The organism is Allobosea sp. 05T439, assembly GCF_056396005.1.
In genome coordinates this window covers 16,218-34,787 of record NZ_JBFTKP010000028.1, presented here as the reverse complement: position 1 = coordinate 34,787, position 18,570 = coordinate 16,218, and the positions used below count along the sequence as shown (strand labels likewise).

At 67.8% G+C, this 18,570-nt stretch carries 17 protein-coding genes; 11 read left to right on the top strand and 6 right to left on the bottom strand.

Annotation, left to right across the window (positions count from 1 at the left end; translation table 11 throughout):
- Window positions 1-2 precede the first annotated feature (2 nt).
- Genes cobW through cobJ form a run of 6 tightly spaced genes read left to right on the top strand, consistent with a single transcriptional unit; the run spans window position 3 to window position 7,893 of the window.
- Window positions 3-1,052: a cobalamin biosynthesis protein CobW gene (gene cobW, locus AC1DIO_RS25330; RefSeq protein WP_441507500.1), complete on the top strand. Its 1,050-nt coding sequence runs from the start codon at window positions 3-5 to the stop codon at window positions 1,050-1,052.
- Between the two features lie 3 nt (window positions 1,053-1,055).
- The gene (gene cobN, locus AC1DIO_RS25325; RefSeq protein ID WP_476776621.1) at window positions 1,056-4,418 is read left to right on the top strand and encodes a cobaltochelatase subunit CobN; all 3,363 of its coding nucleotides are present in this window, start codon (window positions 1,056-1,058) and stop codon (window positions 4,416-4,418) included.
- Complete coding sequence (cobG, locus tag AC1DIO_RS25320) at window positions 4,415-5,713, top strand: precorrin-3B synthase (protein ID WP_441507498.1); 1,299 nt, start codon at window positions 4,415-4,417, stop codon at window positions 5,711-5,713. The genes cobN and cobG overlap by 4 nt, the downstream gene beginning before the upstream one ends.
- Window positions 5,710-6,342 carry a precorrin-8X methylmutase gene (locus tag AC1DIO_RS25315; protein WP_441507497.1) on the top strand — a complete coding sequence of 211 codons (633 nt, stop codon included), beginning with the start codon at window positions 5,710-5,712 and terminating at the stop codon, window positions 6,340-6,342. Before cobG ends, AC1DIO_RS25315 begins: the two co-directional genes overlap by 4 nt.
- Before the next feature lie 10 nt (window positions 6,343-6,352).
- Complete coding sequence (locus AC1DIO_RS25310; RefSeq protein WP_441507496.1) at window positions 6,353-7,105, top strand: precorrin-2 C(20)-methyltransferase; 753 nt, start codon at window positions 6,353-6,355, stop codon at window positions 7,103-7,105.
- Window positions 7,102-7,893, top strand: a complete 792-nt coding sequence (cobJ, locus tag AC1DIO_RS25305; RefSeq protein WP_441507495.1) for a precorrin-3B C(17)-methyltransferase — start codon at window positions 7,102-7,104, stop codon at window positions 7,891-7,893. Before AC1DIO_RS25310 ends, cobJ begins: the two co-directional genes overlap by 4 nt.
- Here the strand turns inward: cobJ and AC1DIO_RS25300 are convergent.
- The gene (locus AC1DIO_RS25300) at window positions 7,836-8,600 is read right to left on the bottom strand and encodes a cobalt-precorrin-6A reductase (protein WP_441490356.1); all 765 of its coding nucleotides are present in this window, start codon (window positions 8,598-8,600) and stop codon (window positions 7,836-7,838) included. The two genes, cobJ and AC1DIO_RS25300, sit on opposite strands and share 58 nt — an antisense overlap.
- Between AC1DIO_RS25300 and cbiE the strand changes: the two genes are divergently transcribed.
- From cbiE to cobM, 3 genes are read left to right on the top strand one after another with little or no spacing between them, the layout of a single operon-like run.
- Window positions 8,599-9,858 (top strand): precorrin-6y C5,15-methyltransferase (decarboxylating) subunit CbiE, encoded by a 1,260-nt coding sequence (cbiE, locus tag AC1DIO_RS25295; protein WP_441490357.1) that lies wholly within the window; start codon window positions 8,599-8,601, stop codon window positions 9,856-9,858. The genes AC1DIO_RS25300 and cbiE overlap by 2 nt on opposite strands.
- Window positions 9,837-10,235 carry a cobalamin biosynthesis protein gene (locus AC1DIO_RS25290; protein WP_441490358.1) on the top strand — a complete coding sequence of 133 codons (399 nt, stop codon included), beginning with the start codon at window positions 9,837-9,839 and terminating at the stop codon, window positions 10,233-10,235. The genes cbiE and AC1DIO_RS25290 overlap by 22 nt, the downstream gene beginning before the upstream one ends.
- Window positions 10,232-10,999 (top strand): precorrin-4 C(11)-methyltransferase, encoded by a 768-nt coding sequence (gene cobM / locus AC1DIO_RS25285; RefSeq protein WP_441490359.1) that lies wholly within the window; start codon window positions 10,232-10,234, stop codon window positions 10,997-10,999. Before AC1DIO_RS25290 ends, cobM begins: the two co-directional genes overlap by 4 nt.
- A gap of 11 nt (window positions 11,000-11,010) precedes the next feature.
- On the opposite strand, the gene AC1DIO_RS25280 is transcribed toward cobM, so the two are convergent.
- A complete protein-coding gene (locus AC1DIO_RS25280) occupies window positions 11,011-12,114 on the bottom strand; it encodes a cobalt-precorrin-5B (C(1))-methyltransferase (RefSeq protein WP_441490360.1) in 1,104 nt (367 codons plus the stop codon).
- A 56-nt stretch (window positions 12,115-12,170) separates the two neighbouring features.
- Between AC1DIO_RS25280 and AC1DIO_RS25275 the strand changes: the two genes are divergently transcribed.
- Both AC1DIO_RS25275 and bluB read left to right on the top strand, forming a co-directional pair.
- Window positions 12,171-13,499: a cobyrinate a,c-diamide synthase gene (locus AC1DIO_RS25275; protein ID WP_476854267.1), complete on the top strand. Its 1,329-nt coding sequence runs from the start codon at window positions 12,171-12,173 to the stop codon at window positions 13,497-13,499.
- Window positions 13,496-14,119, top strand: coding sequence for a 5,6-dimethylbenzimidazole synthase (gene bluB, locus AC1DIO_RS25270; protein WP_441507493.1), 624 nt, complete (start codon window positions 13,496-13,498; stop codon window positions 14,117-14,119). The genes AC1DIO_RS25275 and bluB overlap by 4 nt, the downstream gene beginning before the upstream one ends.
- Before the next feature lie 123 nt (window positions 14,120-14,242).
- Here the strand turns inward: bluB and AC1DIO_RS25265 are convergent, their stop codons facing one another.
- From AC1DIO_RS25265 to AC1DIO_RS25250, 4 genes are all read right to left on the bottom strand, one after another.
- Window positions 14,243-14,899, bottom strand: a complete 657-nt coding sequence (locus AC1DIO_RS25265) for a 3-oxoacid CoA-transferase subunit B (RefSeq protein WP_441507492.1) — start codon at window positions 14,897-14,899, stop codon at window positions 14,243-14,245.
- A 13-nt stretch (window positions 14,900-14,912) separates the two neighbouring features.
- Entirely contained in the window at window positions 14,913-15,620 is a 708-nt protein-coding gene (locus AC1DIO_RS25260; RefSeq protein WP_441490364.1) for a CoA transferase subunit A, read from the bottom strand.
- A 147-nt stretch (window positions 15,621-15,767) separates the two neighbouring features.
- Window positions 15,768-16,391, bottom strand: coding sequence for an Isoquinoline 1-oxidoreductase subunit (locus tag AC1DIO_RS25255; protein ID WP_441490365.1), 624 nt, complete (start codon window positions 16,389-16,391; stop codon window positions 15,768-15,770).
- Entirely contained in the window at window positions 16,391-18,568 is a 2,178-nt protein-coding gene (locus AC1DIO_RS25250; protein WP_441490366.1) for a xanthine dehydrogenase family protein molybdopterin-binding subunit, read from the bottom strand. Before AC1DIO_RS25250 ends, AC1DIO_RS25255 begins: the two co-directional genes overlap by 1 nt.
- Between the last annotated feature and the right edge of the window lie 2 nt (window positions 18,569-18,570).

Genomic DNA, 18,570 nt, shown 5'->3' with positions numbered 1-18,570 from the left:
TCATGAACGCTCCCCAAGCCCGCTCGCTGGGCAAGATCCCCTGCACGATCATCACCGGCTTCCTCGGGGCCGGAAAGACCACACTGGTGCGGCACCTGCTGGAGAATGCAGGGGGCAAGCGCATCGCCGTGCTGGTCAATGAGTTCGGCGATCTCGGCTTCGACGGTTCCTTCATCGACGGCTGCGGCATTTCCGGCTGCACCGCGGAGGACATCGTCGAGCTGCCGAATGGCTGCATCTGCTGCACCGTCGCCGACGACTTCGTGCCAGCGCTGGAAAAGCTGCTCGACCGGCCGAACCCGCCGGAACACATCCTGATCGAGACCTCGGGGCTTGCCCTGCCGAAGCCGCTGGTCAACGCGTTCAATTGGCCGGCCATTCGGTCACGTGTCACGGTCGATGGTGTCATCGCCGTGGTCGATGGTCCGGCCGTGGCGGATGGCCAGTTCGCGGATGATCCCGCCGCTCTCGCTGCGCAGGCGGCGCAGGATGCCGCGGTCGGGCACGACAACCCGCTCGAAGAAGTGTTCGAGGACCAGATCCTCTGCGCCGACCTGATCCTGCTCAACAAGAGCGACCTCGTCGATGCGGCCGGCCGCGAACGCGTCAAGGCCGAGATCGCCGCGCATCTGCCGAAGGCGATCAAGATCGTCGAGACGGCCCATGGCAAGGTCGAGCCCGCCCTGATTATTGGCCTCAACGCGGCTGCCGAGGCCGATCTCGCTGGACGCCCCTCGCACCATGAGAGCGCCGAGGACCACGACCACGACGATTTCGAAAGCCTCGATTTCGCTCTCGCCGCGGCGACATCGCCCGAGGAGCTGGCGGCCCGCGTTGCCAGGGCCGCGGAGGCCGAGGGCGTGCTGCGCCTGAAGGGTTTTTCGGCGATTCCCGGTAAGCCGATGCGGCTCGTCGTCCAGGGTGTCGGGCGTCGGGTCAGCCATCATTACGACCGCGCCTGGGCGGCCGGCGAAGCCAAGGATGGTCGCCTCGTGGTGATTGGCCTGAAGGGCTTTGATCGCAAGTCCGTGGAGGCCGCCCTCGCGGGCTGAGCCATGCACCTCCTCCCCTCAAGCGAGATCAGGCTTGACGACGGCGAAGACGCCGTCGATCTCGCCCTGCCGCCAGGGGATGTGCTGGTGCTCTCCTTCGCCGACAGCGACCTTTCGGCGCTGACGGCCGCGGCCGGCGCAAGCGAGCTCGCCGTCAGGCTCGCCTCGCTGCGCCGGCTGAAACACCCGCTCTCCGTCGATTTTCTCGTCGAGAAGACGGTGGCGCATTCGCGCTTCGTGCTGATCCGCTGTCTCGGCGGGCTGGACTACTGGCGTTACGGCATCGAGCAGCTTGCGGAAATCTGCCGACGGGGCGGGATACCGCTCGTCGTGCTGCCCGGCGACGACCGGCCTGATGAGCGGCTGGCCGAGTACGGCACCGTCGAACCGCATTTCGCGGCGGAGCTTCTCGCCTATTTCCGCGCCGGCGGCGGTGCGGAGAATATGCACCGGCTGCTTGGACGGGTGGATGCGTTCCTTCGCCGCGAAAGCGATGCTTCGGACCTCGCGCCCACTCCCTTGCCCGCGCTCTTCGCCCTTGGTGCGGGCGGTGCTCCGCTCGCATGGCGTGAAGCGCTCTCACAGCGCCCCGTCGCGAACGCGCTAGTCCCGATCCTGGTCTATCGCTCCAGCGTCGCCGCCGGAGACACCGCCATGGCGGAGGCGATCGCAGAGGCGCTGAGTGCGCGCGGCCATGCCCCGTTGATTCTGGCCCTTACGAGCTTGAAGGACCCGGCCGTCACCGGCGAACTTGCGGCCCTKATCGCCGCGCGCAAGCCCGCCGCCATCATCACCACCACCGCGTTCTCGGCCCGCAACAGCGCCGATTTCGTGCTGGACACCGCCGATTGCCCGATCCTGCAGGCCGTGCCGGTCGGCAGCCCGCGCGACGCCTGGGAGGCCTCGCCGCGCGGGCTTTCCGGGGCCGACCTCGCCATGCAGGTGGCGCTGCCTGAATTCGACGGACGGTTGGGGGCGCTGCCCGTCGCCTTCAAGGCCGAGATGACGGACAGCAGGACCGGCCTGACGAGCCGCCGGTTGGTTCCTGATCGCGATGGTGTCGCCGCCCTTGCCGATCTCGCCTCAGGCTGGATCGCGCTGGCCGGCAAGCCGGCTGCCGAGCGCAACCTCGCCCTGGTCATGTCCGACTACCCGGCGCGCGGAGGACGGGCCGGCTTTGCAGTCGGGCTCGATACCCCAGCCAGCGTCGGGGCCATTTGCGAACTGCTGGCGCAGACCGGATACGATGTCGGCCCCTCCGCGCAGAGTGTCATCCCGGACGAGCCAAGGCAGAGCCGGGACGGTCACCTTGCTCATGGTGACGACACGCGTTTGATGCAGGCGCTGACTGAAGGGCCAGCAGAGTTTGCAGTCCCGCTCGCCGATTATCACGCCTGGCTCGGCGCCATTCCCGGCGCGGCAGGCGCGGCACTCATCGCGGCCCATGGCGAACCTGAGGCGGATCGTGACTGCGATGGCTCGGCCTTCCGTTTCCGTGTGGTCCGCAATGGCCGTCTCACCATCGCGCTGCAGCCCGCTCGCGACACGACGCCCGACCGCAAGCTGCGCTATCACGATCCCGATGCGCCGCCGGGCCATGCCTATCTCGCCTTCTATCTCGGCCTCCGGCGGATTGCCGATGCCGACGCACTGATCCATCTCGGTACGCATGGCACGACCGAGTGGCTGCCGGGCAAGGCGGTGGCTCTTTCAGCGAGCTGCTGGCCTCGGCTTGCGGTTGGCGGCCTGCCGGTGATCTACCCCTATGTCGTCGATGACCCCGGTGAGGCGGCCCCTGCCAAGCGCCGGCTTTCGGCCGTGACGCTCGGCCATCTCCCACCCGAACTGGTGCATGTGGATGCAGCCGGCGAAGTGGCTCTGCTGCGTGATCTCGTCGAGGAGTTTTCGCAAGCGCAGGTCCTCGATCCGCGCCGCGCCGAGATCGTCGCCCGTGAAATCCGCGGGCGAGCCGAAGCAAGCGGGCTGGCGGAAGCCTGCGGTGTCACGCCCGATCTCGACATGGCGAGCGCACTGAGCCAGCTCGACGCGCATCTCTGCGACATCGCCGAACTGCCCTTCCGGGATGGGCTGCATGTCTTCGGGCGGGCTGCGCACGATCCCGCGTCATCCCGCAACGAGCGCGACAACTTGCTGCGCGCTCTGGCCGGGCGGTTCGTTCCGCCCGGCCCTGCCGGCTCGCCGCATCGCGGGCAAAGCGATGTGCTGCCGACCGGCCGCAACCTCTCGACGCTCGATCCGCGCGCGATCCCGACCCGGGCCGCCGCGCGCCTCGGCTCGCGCGCCGCGGCGTCGCTGATCGCACGCCATCTCCAGGACCACGGCGATTATCCACGCCGGATCGTGATGGATCTCTGGGCCTCGCCCACTCTGCGTTCCGGTGGCGAGGACATCGCACATGCGCTTGCCCTGATGGGCGTCGCGCCGCTCTGGGATCACGCCTCGACGCGAGTGACCGGATTTTCCGTCATTCCCCTGGCCAAGCTCGATCACCCGCGCATCGACGTCACCATCCGTATCTCCGGCGCCTTCCGCGACACATTCCCAGGTCAGATCGCACTGCTCGACGCCGCTGCGCGCGCCGTAGCAGTGCTGGACGAAGCCGATGAATGGAACGAGCCTGCTGCAGCCCGCCGGCGCGGCGAAGACGCCGCACGCATCTTCGGCCCGGCACCCGGCCGCTTCGGCGCGGCCATGGCCGACCGCGCGCTCGACGGGCAATGGGAGAGCCGCGGCGAGCTTGGCGCCGCCTATCTCGCGGCCAGCGATCATGCCTTCGGTGGTACGGAGGGCCTTGCCAGCGCCGATCCCGGCTTCGCGCGTCGCGTCGCCTCGGCAAGCGCCTTCGTTCATGTCAGCGACACGGCGGGGCGCGACATTCTCGAAGCGACCAGCGCGGCCGATGTGATCGGCGGTTTTGCCGCGGCAGCGCAGGCGCTCGGCAGCGAGGCCGCACTCTACAGTCTCGACAGCTCCAACCCGGAAGCGCCGAAAACGCGCACCCTGGCCGAGGACATTGCGCGCATCGTCCATGGCCGGCTCTGCCACCCGCGCTGGATTGCGGGCCAGCTTGCCCATGGCTGGCGCGGCGCGGCCGAACTTGCCGAGACCGTCGACACACTCTTCGTCTATGCGGCCAGCACAGACGCGGCCTCGGACGGACTGTTCGACGCCGTATTCCAGGCCTATTGCGCGGATCCGGCCATCTGGAGCGCGCTGGAACAGGCCAATGCGCCCGCGGCTGCCTCGATCCGCGCGCGGCTGACGGAAGCCGAGCGGCGCGGCCTCTGGCAGACCCGGCGCAATTCCGTGGCCGCCTTCCTCGCCAGCAAGGACGCGGCGGAATGACCGCCCCGACGCAAGAAGCGCTCCGGCGCGGCTGGTGCCCGAGCACGCTCCGGCCGATGGAAACCGGGGACGGCTGGCTCGTGCGGCTGCACCCGCCGGGCGGGCAGATGCAGCCCGCACAATTGCGACGCGTGGCGGATCTGGCCGAAGAGACGGGCAATGGCCTCGTCGAGATTTCCAGCCGCGGCAATCTCCAGATCAGGGGTGTGCGGCAGGAGGCCCATCCCGCCCTTGTCGAGGCCTTGCTCGCGGAGCGGCTCGTCGACGAAGCCGGCGGGCCCGGGCCGCAGCGCCTGGTGCTCACCTCACCGCTCGCCGGGCAGGATCCGAGCGACCTGATCGATGCCGCCATTCTGGCCGCATCCCTGGAACGTCAGGGGCGCGCCATCTCAGGGTTGCCGCCCAAGACCAGCGTCATCGTCGATGGCGGCGGCGAGCTCGCACTCGATGGCTTTGCCGGCGATCTGCGCGTGGTTGCGATTGACCAGGGTTCCGTCGTGATCGGCCTGCCGCAAGGCGGCTGGTTTGGCCCGGTCGCATCCGGTGATGCAGGCGCCGTGACGGCAGGGCTGTTGCAGGGCTTTGCGGCATACCGGCGGGCCGAGGCTGACAGGATCCATCGCCTGCGTGATCTCGACCACGACCAGATTAGCGCGCTGACCGAGGCCCGCTCGATAGCGCCGGCCGGTGCGCCGGCGGCTCGCTCCGCGCCGAGGCGGGTCGGGCTCTTCGCGTTGCGCGCCTCCCGTTTTGCCCTGATCGCTGGGCTGCCGTTCGGCCGCTCGGACACTCGGACATTGTCGCGGCTATGCGAGGCCGCCGGCGCGCATGGCGTCAGCGAAATCCGCTTTTCGCCCTGGCGCGGGCTGGCTTTCCTGGGCCTCGAGCACGATGCCGCCGCGAGCCTCGCCGCACGATGCGAGGCACTGGGGCTGATCACCCGCGACGCCGATCCACGGCTTGCAGTGCAGGCATGCTCCGGCAAGCCGGCCTGCCTGCGCGGCGAGACGCAGACGATGGGCGATGCCGCAGTCCTGGCCGAAGCGGCAGCCTCGCTCCTTGCTGCTGGCCTCAGCCTGCATCTATCGGCCTGCGTCAAATCCTGCGCGCAATCAGGCCCCGCCGACCTCACGCTGGTCGGGCATGACGGCCGCTATGACGTCGTCATCGGCGGAACGACGCGGGACAAGCCGATGGCGAGGCTTGACCTTTCGCAGATTGTGCAGCGTCTGCAGCCGGGACAGGACATTCACACCCGCCTGACCGCAGGCCGGTTTTCAGGACCACAGGTTTGAACACGCGCTACGACTATATCCGCGAGGGTGATGCGATCTATGAGCGCTCCTTCGCCATCATCCGGGCCGAGGCCGACCTCTCCCGCTTCTCAGGCGCGGCCGCCCGCGTGGTGGTACGCATGATCCATGCCTGCGGCATGACCGACCTGCCGCGCGATGTCGAGATGTCAGCCGATTTCACGGATGCGGCGGAGGCTGCGCTGCGCGCCGGCGCTCCGATCCTGTGCGACGCCAAGATGGTCGCGAACGGCGTGACCCGCGCCCGTTTGCAGGCCAGCAACGCAGTGATTTGCACGCTGGACCAGGCTGAGGTGCCGGCACTGGCCAAACAGGCCGGCACAACGCGCTCGGCCGCGGCCATGGAGCTGTGGCGGCCGCATCTCGCGGGAGCCTTGGTCGTCGTCGGCAATGCCCCGACCTCGCTTTTCCGGCTGCTCGAAATGTTCGATGCCGGTGCGCCAAAACCGGCAGCCGTGATCGGCATCCCGGTCGGTTTCGTCGGTGCAGCCGAATCGAAGCAGGCGCTGGCACAGGACGGCCGCGTGCCCTTCCTTGTCGTGCATGGGCGCCGCGGCGGCTCTGCGATGGCGGCCGCTGCCGTCAACGCCCTGGCGCAAGAGAAGGAGTGAGCCGGTGAGCATGGACCGGTCCTTGCCCCAGAACGCAGGCACCCTGCTCTTCGGCGTCGGCCTGGGGCCCGGCGACCCCGACTACATGACGGTCCGGGCCCGCGACATCATCACGACCGCCGACCGGCTGGTGCATTTCTGCAAGAAGGGCAGCCGTGGCAATGCCCGCGTGACAGCCGACGCGGTGATCCCGCCGGATCCAGCGCGCGAGATCGTGCTCGCCTTTCCGGTGACGACCGAGGTTCCTGTCAGCGAGGACGGCTATACCGGGCCGATCGCCACCTTCTACGATGAATCCGCCGAATTGCTCGCAGCCGAGATGGCGGCGGGCCGGACCGTCGCGGTGCTCTGCGACGGCGATCCGTTCTTCTACGGTTCCTTCATGCATCTATGGCGGCGCCTCGCCCACCGTTTCCCGACCGAGGTTGTACCGGGCGTCACCGGCATGGCCGGCGCCTGGGTTCGTGCAGGTGCCCCGATCACCTGGGGTGACGACGTCATGACCGTGCTGCCCGGCACCTTGCCCGAGGCGGAACTGCGTCGTCGCCTGGTCGACACCGATGCGGCCGTGATCATGAAGCTTGGTCGCAACCTGCCGAAAGTACGCCGCGCGCTGAAGGCAGCCGGGCTGATCCATCGCGCGATCTATGTCGAGCGGGCAACGATGGCGGGGCAGGTCGTGACCCGGCTCGATGAGAAGACCGATGACGTTGCCCCCTATTTCTCGATGATCCTCGTTCCAGGCGAGGGCCGGCGGCTATGAGCGGCTCGCTCACCATCGTCGGCCTCGGCCCTGGAGAGCCGCACTGGCTGACGCCGGCTGCACAAGCCGCGCTCGAAGCGGCTACCGACCTCGTCGGGTATGGTCCCTATCTGGACCGACTGGCGGTGCGCGGGGGGCAGACGAAGCACGCATCCGACAACCGGGTCGAGATCGCACGCGCTCGCTATGCGTTGCAGCTTGCAGCCGAGGGTCGCGCAGTCGCGGTGGTATCAGGCGGCGATCCCGGCGTCTTCGCGATGGCAGCGGCGGTGTTCGAGGCACTCGAGGCCGGCGAAACCGGCTGGCTTGCGCTGCCGATCAGCGTCGAGCCCGGGATTACCGCGATGCTCGCCGCAGCGGCGCGGGCCGGCGCGCCGCTTGGCGGCGATTTCTGCGCAATCTCGCTCTCTGACAACCTCAAGCCCTGGGACGTGATCACCGCGCGGCTGGAAGCGGCGCTGAGCGCCGATTTCGTGATCTCGCTCTATAACCCGATCTCGAAGGCTCGGCCCTGGCAGCTCGGCGAGGCCCTAACGCTGGCTGCCCGGCATCGCGCGCCTGAAACACCCGTGATCTTCGCGCGCGCTGTCGGACGACCGGACGAAGTCCTGCGCGTATTGCCGATGAGCGAGGCTGTGGGGGCGGCAGGCTCGGCCGACATGGCAACGCTCGTGATGATCGGTGCCTCGAGCACGCGATCGATCGCCCGCCCGGGCCAGGCGCCGATCGTCTATACGCCGCGTTCGGTGACGAAGATCCCCTGCGCCACCAGCCAGGGCAGGACCTGATCGATATGGTCGACGGTTGCGACATCGGGTTTGGGCGGCCGCTCGACCATGATCACGGGAAGGCCGAGCCGGCGCGCCGCCGTCAGCTTGCCGACTGTCGCCGGACCGCCGGAATTCTTCGAGACGAGAATCTCGATGCCCTCCCGGCGCATCAGATCCTCCTCTTCATCGGCCTCGAACGGGCCGCGCTGCTGGATGACCTTGATGCCGTTGAGCGGCAGCCGGTCGCCGATCGGCTCGATCACCCTGACGAGATAATGGTGCTGCGGCGCGTCGGCGAAGGCCGGCAGCTCGAGCCGTCCGACCGTCAGGAAGACGCGACGCGGCTGCGTGCCCAGCGTCTCGACTGCAGCTTGAATGTCCGGCACCGAGCGCCAGCGATCACCCGGCCGCGGCTTCCAGGATTCACGGCGGATCGCGATGATCGGCACGTTCTCGGCCTTGCAGGCCGCCTCCGCATGGAACGGCATGATAGCTGCGAAGGGATGCGTGGCATCGACCACGGCAACGACCCGGTTTTCTATGAGATAATGCCGCAGGCCTTCGATGCCGCCGAAACCACCGACACGCACCGGCAGATTGAGGGGTTTGGGATCGGAGGTATGTCCGGCCAGCGAGACAACCGCGCGGATTTCCGGCGCCTGGTCAGCAAGAAGCTGATCAAGCGCGACAGCTTCGCTGGTGCCGCCGAGGATCAGGACCGTCATGACATTGTTTTCGCCTGAATCCGACGAACTGTCGAGGGCATCCGCCTCGGCCACCGAGCCTTGGCTCTCCCTCGTCGGGCTTGGAGAAGACGGCCGCGCCGGGCTTTCGCCGGACGCGCTTGCCGCGCTTGAAGGCGCCGAGCTCGTCTATGGCGGCGCCCGGCATATCGCCCTGATCGGGCCGGTTGCGGGCGAGGCTGCGCCCTGGCCGCAGCCCTTCCGCAATGCGCTGCCGCTGATCCTCTCGCAGAGAGGCCGCAAGGTCTGCGTGCTCGCCACGGGCGACCCGTTCCATTACGGAATCGGTGCCGGCCTGGCGAAGGCACTCGGCCCGGACGAGATGCGGATCTATCCGCAGCTCTCTTCCTTTGCGCTCGCCTGCAACCGGCTGCGCTGGCCGCAAGAGGAATGCGGCCGCGTCTCGCTGCATGGTCGTGCGCTGGAACGCATCATCCCCTTTCTGCAGCCGGGCCGGCGCGTGCTCGCTCTGTCCTGGGATGGTTCGACCCCGGGAAAGCTGGCTGAATTGATGAGCGCACGCGGCTTTGGTGCCTCGCGCCTCGTGGTGATGGAGGCGCTCGGCGGTCCACGCGAACGTATCCGCGAGTGCAAGGCGCAGGCCTTCGATCTCGGCACAGTCGACCCGCTCAACCTGATCGCGCTGGATCTGGTCGCAGAGCGTGAAGCGCGTATCCTCCCACTCGCCTCCGGACTGGATGACGACTGGTTCGAGCATGACGGCCAGATCACCAAGGCCGATATCCGTGCGATCACGTTGTCCGCCCTGCGACCCCGTGCTGGAGAACTGCTCTGGGATGTCGGCGCCGGTTCGGGCTCGATCGGGCTCGAATGGTGCCTGCGCAATCCCGGCAACCAGACCATCGCCTTCGAGGCCAGGCCCGAGCGGGCTGCGCGGATCACCCGCAACGGCTCAGCCCTCGGTGCGCTCCGAATCGAGGTCGCCATCGGCGCGGCACCTGCGAGCTTTCCCGGCCGCCCGGTCCCGGATGCGGTCTTCATCGGCGGCGGCATGACCGAGCCCGGAGTTTTCGAGGCTGCATGGGGTGCGCTGAAGTCGGGCGGTCGCCTCGTCGCCAATGTGGTGACGCTGGAGGGCGAGGCACGGCTTGCGGCGCTTTACGCCGCGCATGGCGGCACCTTGCGCCGGATCGGCGTCAGCCATCTCGACGCGGTCGGCAGCATGCATGGCTGGCGCGCCGCGATGCCGGTGACACAATGGCGGGTGGTGAAGCCGTGATCGTGGCGGGGATCGGATTACGCCCGGGCACCAGCGAGGTGGATATCCTCGCCTGCCTCGACCAGGCGCTCAGGCAAGCCGGCGTGGCGCCGACCGCGTTGCGCCTCGCCACCATCTCCAGCCGTTCGCGCGAGGCGGGTCTCCTTGCCACGGCGCGGAGCCGCAACGCCGAACTCGTCGCGATTCCAGACGAAGCGCTCAAGGGCTACGAGGCCGCCTGCGCAACCCGCTCGACCCGCATCGCCTCTCTCTATGGCGTCGGCTCCGTCGCGGAGGCGGCTGCGCTTGCGGCCGCCGGCCCGGGATCGGTGCTGATCCAGCCACGGATCGCCACTGCCCGCGTCACCTGCGCGCTGGCGCGGAGCGCCACGTCATGACCATCCATTTCATTGGCGCCGGCCCAGGTGCCGCCGATCTCATCACCCTTCGCGGGCGCGACCTGATCGCCGCCTGCCCGGTCTGCCTTTATGCCGGCTCGCTGATCCCGCGCACGATGCTCGACTGGTGTCCACCGGGCGCGCGCATCGTCGACACCGCCCCGCTCGATCTCGATGCGCTCATTGGCGAGATGCAGACCGCCCATGAAGCGGGGCAGGACGTGGCTCGACTGCATTCGGGCGATCTCTCGATCTGGAGCGCCTGCGGCGAACAGATGCGTCGGCTCGATGCGCTCGGCATCCCCTTTACGGTCACGCCCGGCGTGCCGGCCTTCGCCGCGGCGGCAGCGACGCTGAAGCGCGAATTGACGCTGCCCGGCGTCGCGCAATCGCTGGTCCTGACACGCACCTCGGGCCGCGCCTCGGCTATGCCMGAGCGCGAAAAGCTCGCGACCTTCGCGGCCTCGGGCACGACGCTCGCCATCCATCTCTCGATCCACGTGATCGGACAGGTCGCCGCCGAGCTGACACCGTTCTACGGAGCAGATTGCCCCGTCGCCGTCGTCTTCCGGGCGTCCTGGCCAGATGAGCGCGTGCTGTGCGGAACGCTGAGCACGATCGTGGCCGAGGTCCAGGCCTCGGGGTTGGAACGGACCGCGCTGATCCTCGTCGGCCCCGCGCTCGGCTCGCAGGATTTTGGCGAGAGCGCCTTGTATTCCACAGGCTACGACCGGCGTTTCCGGCCGAGCGGTGGTGGCGTGTGACACGCTCGGGCTCACCCCACCTTGCGGAATGGCGTACGCGCCAGAAGGCCACCGGTGCGATCGAAAATCGCGATCTCCAGCTCACTGTCCGGCACGCCGAGGGAATGCGCGGCGTTCACCCAGGCATGCCGGCCGACGGTTTCGGCCAATGGCAACCCCTCGGCCTGGGCACGTTGCAACACCTCGAGCGCCGTATTGGCCCCGGGCACCCAGGCAGCCAGGTGCTCACTGCCGCCCGCCTCCAGAATCCGCGCCGCCAGCCAGGCGAAATCGACCGGACCCGCGCGCGAGTGCAGGTCGAGCATGCCCTGCCCGAGCTTGACCATCTTTGCGAAGCCGCCGGCGACCGTGACGCGGTGGACCGGGTGGCGCCGCAGATATTTCAGCATGCCACCGGCGAAATCCCCCATGTCGATCAGAGCCTGCTCCGACAGGCCATGGAGACGCCGGATAGCGGCTTCGGAGGTCGAGCCGGTGGCGCCTGCGACATGGGTGAGACCAGTCGCGCGCGCAACATCGATGCCGCGATGGATCGAGTGAATCCAGGCCGCGCACGAAAAGGGTATGACGATTCCGGTCGTACCGAGAATCGAGAGCCCACCGACGATGCCGAGGCGCGGATTCATGGTCTTTCCGGCGAGGGCCTCCCCACCGGGGATCGCGATGGTGACGGAGACGTCGCGCGGACCGCCCGTCGCCGCAATGACCTCCGTCAAAGCCTGCCGGATCATCTCGCGCGGCATCGGGTTGATGGCGGGTTCGCCGACCGGCAATGGCAAGCCGGGCAAGGTGACTGTGCCGACACCCTCGCCGGCGCGAAAAACAATGCCTGCGCCAGGCGCGGCCGGGCCGACCCGCGCAACCACCAGCGCGCCATGCGTAACGTCGGGATCGTCGCCCGCATCCTTGATGATGCCGGCCTCGGCGCCCTCCGCAAGCGCGGACTGCCGGGCCAGGGCAAAGGCCGGCCGCTGGCCGCCCGGCAGCGTGATCTCGACGGGATCGAGAAACGAGCCGGCCGCCCAGCCGCAATAGGCGGACTTGGCGGCGGCGGCAGCGCAAGCGCCCGTCGTCCAGCCGCGTCGCAATTCGCCTTGGGGCGGCAAGTCTTCCATGAGCGCCTGCATAGCGCAGCAAGAGGGCTCCGTCAGGAGCCCGCGGAGATCATCGCATGAGCGGAAAAGGCCTCCTCATCGCCGCGCCGCGCTCCGGCTCGGGCAAGACGACGATCACGCTCGGTTTGCAACGGGCGCTGGTGAAGCGAGGGCTGACCGTACGCGGGCTGAAATGCGGGCCGGACTATATCGACCCGGCATTCCACGCGGCCGCAACCGGCGCACCGAGCGCCAATCTCGACAGTTTTGCGATGCCGGACACCTTGCTCGGCCAGATCGCAGGCGAGGCTGCAGAGGCGGCCGATATCGTCGTCGCAGAGGGCTCGATGGGCCTGTTCGACGGCGTGCCGGGCGAGATGGGGCATACGGGCGCGAGCGCCGATATCGCGGCCTTCTGCGGCTGGCCGGTCGTGCTGGTCGTCGATGTCTCCGGTCAGGCGCAGTCGGCCGGCGCGGTGGCTCTCGGCTGCGTGCGTTATGACGAGCGCATCCGTGTCGTGGGCGTGATCCTCAACAAGGTGGCAAGCGAACGCCATCGCCGGCTTGCCTGCGCCGGCATGGAGCGGATCCGCTTGCCCGTGCTCGGAGCCCTGTCGCGCGAGGCAAGCCTGATCCTGCCCGAGCGCCATCTCGGCCTTGTGCAAGCCGGCGAGACAGAGGATCTGCATGGCCGGCTCGATGCGCTCGCAGACGCGATCTCTGCCGCGGTCGACCTCGATGCGATCCTTGCCGTGGCCGAACCGACGGACCTCCCGGTAACCCGGCATGGCGCTCCCGCCCTGCCCGCCCCGGGACGCTGCATCGCCATTGCCCGCGATGCCGCCTTCAGCTTCGTCTATCCGCATGTCGAAACCGGCTGGCGTGCGACCGGCGCAACGCTCCTTCCCTTTTCGCCGCTCGCCGACGAATCGCCGCCGGAGACTTGCGACAGCTGCTGGCTGCCGGGCGGCTACCCGGAGCTTCATGCCGGCCGGATCGCCGGCGCCAGCCGCTTCCTGGCCGGCTTGCGCCGCTTCGCGGAGACCCGGCCAGTCCATGGCGAGTGCGGCGGCTACATGGTGCTTGGCCGAACGCTGATCGATGCCGACGGCACCGCCCATGCCATGGCGAACCTGCTCTCGGTCGAGACCAGCTTCGCGAAGCGCAAGATGAATCTGGGTTACCGCCGCGCCGTGCTCCAGGCGAATGGTCCGCTGGGTTCGGCCGGGCAGGCACTGACCGGGCATGAATTCCACTACGCGACGATCATTTCGGTTGGCGATGACGCGCCCTTCGCGATGGTGACCGATCCGCATGGCTCGGCTCCGGTTCCCGCCGGCGGCCGGCGGGCGCTGGTAACCGGCTCCTTCTTCCACGCTATCGCCCGCTTCACCGGGCAGCCATGAGCGGGCCTCCGGTCTTCGACGAGGCCTTTGCGGCGCAATTCGAGACGCTGCTCGCCTGGCGGCGCGATGTGCGCCGCTTCCGGTCGGAGCCGGTGCCCGAAGCGTTATTGGCGCATCTCTTGAAGCTGACCGAACTCTCTCCCTCGGTCGGCCATTCGCAGCCCTGGCGCTGGTTGCGCGTCACGGACGCAGAGCAGCGTGCGGCGGCGCAGACCAGTTTTACGCATTGCAACGCCGAGGCGCTCGGTGACTACGCCGGCGAGCGAGCCCGGCTCTATGCCAACCTGAAGCTCGAAGGCCTGCGCGAAGCCCCCGAGCAGTTTGCGGTGTTCTGCGACCACGGCACGGAGCAAGGTCATGGGCTCGGCCGGCGCACCATGCCGGAGATGCTCGATTATTCCGTGGTCGCCGCGATCACTCAGTTCTGGCTGGCAGCGCGCATGCACGGCATCGGCGTCGGCTGGGTCTCCATCCTCGAACCCGAGGCGATCGCGGCTGCGCTTGGCGTGCCGCCGCAATGGAAGCTGATCGCCTGGCTCTGCGTCGGCTATCCGCAGGAGGAGCATGCCGATCCGGAGCTGATCCGGCATGGCTGGGAGATCGGGACAGGCCGCGACTGAGATCTCATCGCGCGTGTTCAGCGCGGCGATCCCGGGGCCGCATGCGCCGCCCCGGGATGATCTAGCCCTTTGTGTTTGCATCGGCTTTCCCGAAAACCGCAATCCACTCTTCGGGCCGATACTTTAGACCGCGACCTTGAACTTGGCCTGGGTCTTGGCCTTGATCTCATCCAGCGAAACGCCGTCCGCCAGCTCGATCAGGGTCATGCCGCCGCCATTCGCCTTGTCCACGGCGAAGACACCGAGATCGGTGATCACCATGTCGACGACGCCGGCGCCTGTTAGCGGCAGGTCGCAGGCCTCGAGCAGCTTTGCCGATTCGGAGCCGTCCTTGTTCTTGGCGACATGCTCCATCACCACGACGACCTTCTTGACACCGGCAACGAGATCCATCGCGCCGCCCATGCCCTTCACCATCTTGCCGGGGATCATCCAATTGGCGAGATCGCCGTTCTCGGCCACCTGCATCGCGCCGAGGATCGACAGATCGATATGACCGCCACGGATCATGCCGAAGGAATCCGCCGAGGAGAAATAGCTCGTCGTCGGCAGTTCGGTGATGGTCTGCTTTCCCGCATTGATCAGGTCGGGATCTTCTTCGCCCTCAAAGGGGAACGGCCCCATGCCGAGCATGCCGTTCTCCGACTGGAGCTGCACGCTCATGCCGGCGGGAATGTAGTTCGAGACCAGCGTCGGGATGCCGATACCGAGATTGACGTAGAAACCGTCCTGCAGCTCCCTGGCGGCGCGGGCGGCCATCTGCTCACGTGTCCAAGCCATGGTCCTTGTCTCCTCAAGCCGTCGGACGGGGACGGGTGGTGCGCTGTTCGATGCGCTTGACCGGGTTCGGCACATGCACGATGCGCTTCACGAAAATGCCGGGCGTGTGCATGTGATCGGGATCGATCTCGCCGGCCGGCACGAGGTGCTCGACCTCTGCGACCGTGAAGCGCGAGGCGCTCGCCATCATCGGATTGAAGTTCCGCGCCGTCTTCCGATAGACGAGGTTGCCCTCGGTATCGCCCTTCCAGGCATGAACGATCGAGATATCGGCGAAGAGGCCGCGCTCCATGATGTAGCGCTCGCCATTGAACTCGCGTTCCTCCTTGCCCTCGGCGATCAGCGTACCGACACCGGTCTTGGTGAAGAAGGCGGGAATGCCAGCCCCGCCGGCACGAATCCGCTCGGCAAGAGTGCCCTGCGGCGTGAATTCAAGCTCGAGTTCACCAGCCAGGTATTGCTGGGCGAAAAGCTTGTTCTCGCCGACATAGGAACTGATCATCTTCTTGATCTGGCGGGTTTCCAGCAGCAGACCAAGCCCCGCGCCGTCGACGCCGGCGTTATTGGAGATAAAGGTCAGGTTCTTGGCGCCGGAATCACGGATCGCCTCGATCAGGGTGTCGGGAATGCCGCAGAGGCCGAAGCCGCCGGCCATGATCGTCATGCCGTCCTTGACGATACCGGCGAGCGACGCCTTTGCGTCGGGGTAGACCTTCTTCATCGCGATGCCTTTGCCGCTGGGATCAGGGGGAGAGGAGCGTTCCTCCCAAGGACTAGCCGAGCCCATGGTGCGGTTGCAACATGGACGAGGGCGCGKGTGGGCATGCGTGCCTCCCCTCGTACCCCGAGGGGAGAAGAAGGAGCCGCGTCAGGACGCCGGACAGACGGCTCCCGTATCGACCCAGGCCTGCATAAGCGCACCGAATTGCGCATTGCTGCCTGGTGCCGGAACACGACCGAGTCCCGGGTTCCAGGCCCAGAGCACCAGGGTGTCGCTGGTGACATGCTTGACGATTGCCGCGAGGTCGCGGCTGCCATTGCGGTTCTGGTCCTTGAGCTGCTCGCAGATCTGACCGAGCGACTTACCCTCCCAGGCCATCGAGGCCGGCGCCAGCGCCCAGTGACCATCGCCCGGAATCCGCGCCGGGTCGAAATTCTGCTTTCCGTGGCAGGTCGCGCATTCCAGCCCCGGTGCGCCGTGCCCGTCCTTGCCGCGCACGACGAGCGGCTGATGCAGGCGCCTCGCATCGGCCTGCCGCGGGCGTTCGGTCGCCGGGTGGCAGTTCATGCAGCGCGGATGCTGCAGCACCGTGCCGATCTCGCCGAACAGGGCGACCGAGCGATCGCGCTGGTTGGCGATGGCGCTGAAGCTCTCGGCTGGACGCAGCGAGGCGGGCGGGGCCTGTCGCGTCGTTTGCGCCGAGGTGAGCGCGGTCCCGGCCAGACAGAGTCCCGCACCTGCCAGGACGGCGTGAAGGAGGGGCGCCCGCATCAGACCGTGCCTCCGACCATGGGCAATTGCCGCGGACGCGGTTGCCCGAGCTTTGCCAGTGCATTGGCGACCGCCGGGCCGATCGGCGGCACGCCCGGCTCGCCGACGCCGGTGGGCGCTTCGGTCGAACGGATGATCAGGACCTCGACCTCCGGCATCTCGTGAATGCGCAGCGAGCGATAGGTATCGAAATTGGCCTGGACCGGCCTGCCCTGGTCGAGCGTGATCTCGCCGTAGAGCGCATGGCCAAGACCAAAGCCGATGCCGCCTTCCATCTGCGCCCGGATGATGTCGGGGTTGACCGCGACCCCGCAATCCACCGCGCACCAKACCTTGTGAACCTTCGGCTCACCATCAGTGCCGAGCGAGACCTCCGCGATCTGGGCAACGAAGGAACCGAAGCTCTCGACCACCGCGACGCCGCGGGCGCGGCCGTCGACCGGGCCGGAGCCATTCCACTTCGCCAGTTCGGCGACAGCCTTGAGCACGCCGACGGCACGCGGATGCCGGTTCATCAGGTTAAGCCTGCCGGCAACCGGATCCTGCCCCGCCGCCTGCAGCAGCTCGTCGATGAAGCACTCGACCGCATAGGCCGTGTGCGTATGGCCGACGGAGCGCCACCACAGGGTCGGCACGCCAACCTTGGGGTTGTTCACCTCGCAGTGGAAATCGGCAATCTCGTAGAAGAGTTCGTTGGCGCCTTCGACCGAGGTTGCGTCGATGCCGTTCTTCACCACCATCGCCTCGAAGGGCGTGCCGAGGAAGAAGGACTGGCCGACGATGCTGTCGGCCCAGGCCGTGATCTTGCCGTCGTTCACGGCACCGCGCAGGCGATGCACGAAGAGCGGGCGGTAATAGCCGCCGGAGAGGTCATCCTCGCGGGTCCAGACCAGCTTGACCGGACGGTTGGGGCCGATCGCCTTGGCGACCATGGCGAGTTCCGCTGCCAGATGCTGGCTGACCTGCGCACGCCGGCCAAAGCTGCCGCCTGCCAGCATGGTCTCGAGCCTGACCTTCTCTGGCGGCAGGCCAAGGATGGTTGCGATGGTCATATGCTCGGTGGTCTGGAACTGGCTGCCGAAGCGGGCGAGCGCCTCGCTGCCATCCCATTGCAGATAACCGTCGAGCGGCTCCATCGGCGCGTGCGCCAGATAGGGGAAGACGAACTCGGCTTCGATCACCGTCCCAGCCTTGGCGAGCGCGGCCTCGGCATCGCCATGCGAACCGGCGACCACACCCTTCTGGCGGGCAAGCGCGCGATATTCGGCGATGAGTTCGCGGCTGCCGCGCTTTTCGGCCGCGCTCTCGTCCCAGGTCACTTTCAGGGCTTCGCGGCCCTTCAACGCGGGCCACATGCCATTGGCATAGACGGCGACGCCGGAGCCGATCTGCTTGACGTCGACGACGCCCTTGACCTTGAGCGCCTCGGCCGCGTCGAAGTTTCCGACCGTGCCGCCGAAGCGCGGTGGCCGGGCAACGACGACGGTCAGCATATTGGGAGCGTGGATGTCGATGGTGAACTCGGCCTTGCCGCGCGACTTGTCGGCACTGTCGAGCCGCCTGACCGCGCCCTCCTTGCCGATCAGGCGGTAGGCCGAAGCCGGCTTCAGCGGCACGTTTTCCGGTACGGCAAGCTCCGAGGCCGCCTCGGCGAATTCGCCAAAGCGTCCCTGTTTGCCGGAGGCATGGCTCAGGACGCCGGCCTCGACCTTGATCTCGGAGGCTGGGACCTTCCACGACTGCGCTGCGGCCTGGACCAGCATGGCACGGGCCGTGGCTCCAGCCTTGCGCATCTGTTCCCAGCTATTGGCGATCGCGGTCGAGCCGCCGGTTCCCTGCACGCCGAATGCGAGATTGGCATAGAGCTTGACGTCGGCCGGCGCATGCTCGCTGCGCATCTGGCCCCAGTCTGCGTCCATCTCCTCGGCGACGAGCGTCGCAAGCCCGGTGAATGGCCCCTGGCCGAACTCGATATGCTTGATCAGCACCGTGACGGTGCTGTCAGGCGCGACGCGGACGAAGGCATTGGGTGCGAAGGTGGCGTTTCCGCCCGGGCGAAACGCAGCGCCTGCCCCGGACTGGGCACGGGCCACTTGCGGGAGATGCAGCCCGATGACGAGGGCGCCAGCTCCCTTCAGCAGCGAGCGGCGGGAGAGGTTCTGATCGTGAACGGTCATGG

What these genes read in the sequence shown, in the direction of transcription:
- cobG (WP_441507498.1), top strand. Translation starts at nt 4,415, where the DNA reads ATGACCGCCCCGACGCAAGAAGCGCTCCGGCGCGGCTGGTGCCCGAGC.
- AC1DIO_RS25265 (WP_441507492.1), bottom strand. Translation starts at nt 14,899, where the DNA reads ATGGCTTGGACACGTGAGCAGATGGCCGCCCGCGCCGCCAGGGAGCTG.
- AC1DIO_RS25275 (WP_476854267.1), top strand. Translation starts at nt 12,171, where the DNA reads ATGAGCGGAAAAGGCCTCCTCATCGCCGCGCCGCGCTCCGGCTCGGGC.
- AC1DIO_RS25280 (WP_441490360.1), bottom strand. Translation starts at nt 12,114, where the DNA reads ATGGAAGACTTGCCGCCCCAAGGCGAATTGCGACGCGGCTGGACGACG.
- AC1DIO_RS25255 (WP_441490365.1), bottom strand. Translation starts at nt 16,391, where the DNA reads ATGCGGGCGCCCCTCCTTCACGCCGTCCTGGCAGGTGCGGGACTCTGT.
- cobJ (WP_441507495.1), top strand. Translation starts at nt 7,102, where the DNA reads ATGAGCGGCTCGCTCACCATCGTCGGCCTCGGCCCTGGAGAGCCGCAC.
- cobW (WP_441507500.1), top strand. Translation starts at nt 3, where the DNA reads ATGAACGCTCCCCAAGCCCGCTCGCTGGGCAAGATCCCCTGCACGATC.
- bluB (WP_441507493.1), top strand. Translation starts at nt 13,496, where the DNA reads ATGAGCGGGCCTCCGGTCTTCGACGAGGCCTTTGCGGCGCAATTCGAG.
- AC1DIO_RS25260 (WP_441490364.1), bottom strand. Translation starts at nt 15,620, where the DNA reads ATGAAGAAGGTCTACCCCGACGCAAAGGCGTCGCTCGCCGGTATCGTC.
- AC1DIO_RS25290 (WP_441490358.1), top strand. Translation starts at nt 9,837, where the DNA reads ATGGCGGGTGGTGAAGCCGTGATCGTGGCGGGGATCGGATTACGCCCG.
- cbiE (WP_441490357.1), top strand. Translation starts at nt 8,599, where the DNA reads ATGACATTGTTTTCGCCTGAATCCGACGAACTGTCGAGGGCATCCGCC.
- AC1DIO_RS25310 (WP_441507496.1), top strand. Translation starts at nt 6,353, where the DNA reads ATGGACCGGTCCTTGCCCCAGAACGCAGGCACCCTGCTCTTCGGCGTC.
- AC1DIO_RS25300 (WP_441490356.1), bottom strand. Translation starts at nt 8,600, where the DNA reads ATGACGGTCCTGATCCTCGGCGGCACCAGCGAAGCTGTCGCGCTTGAT.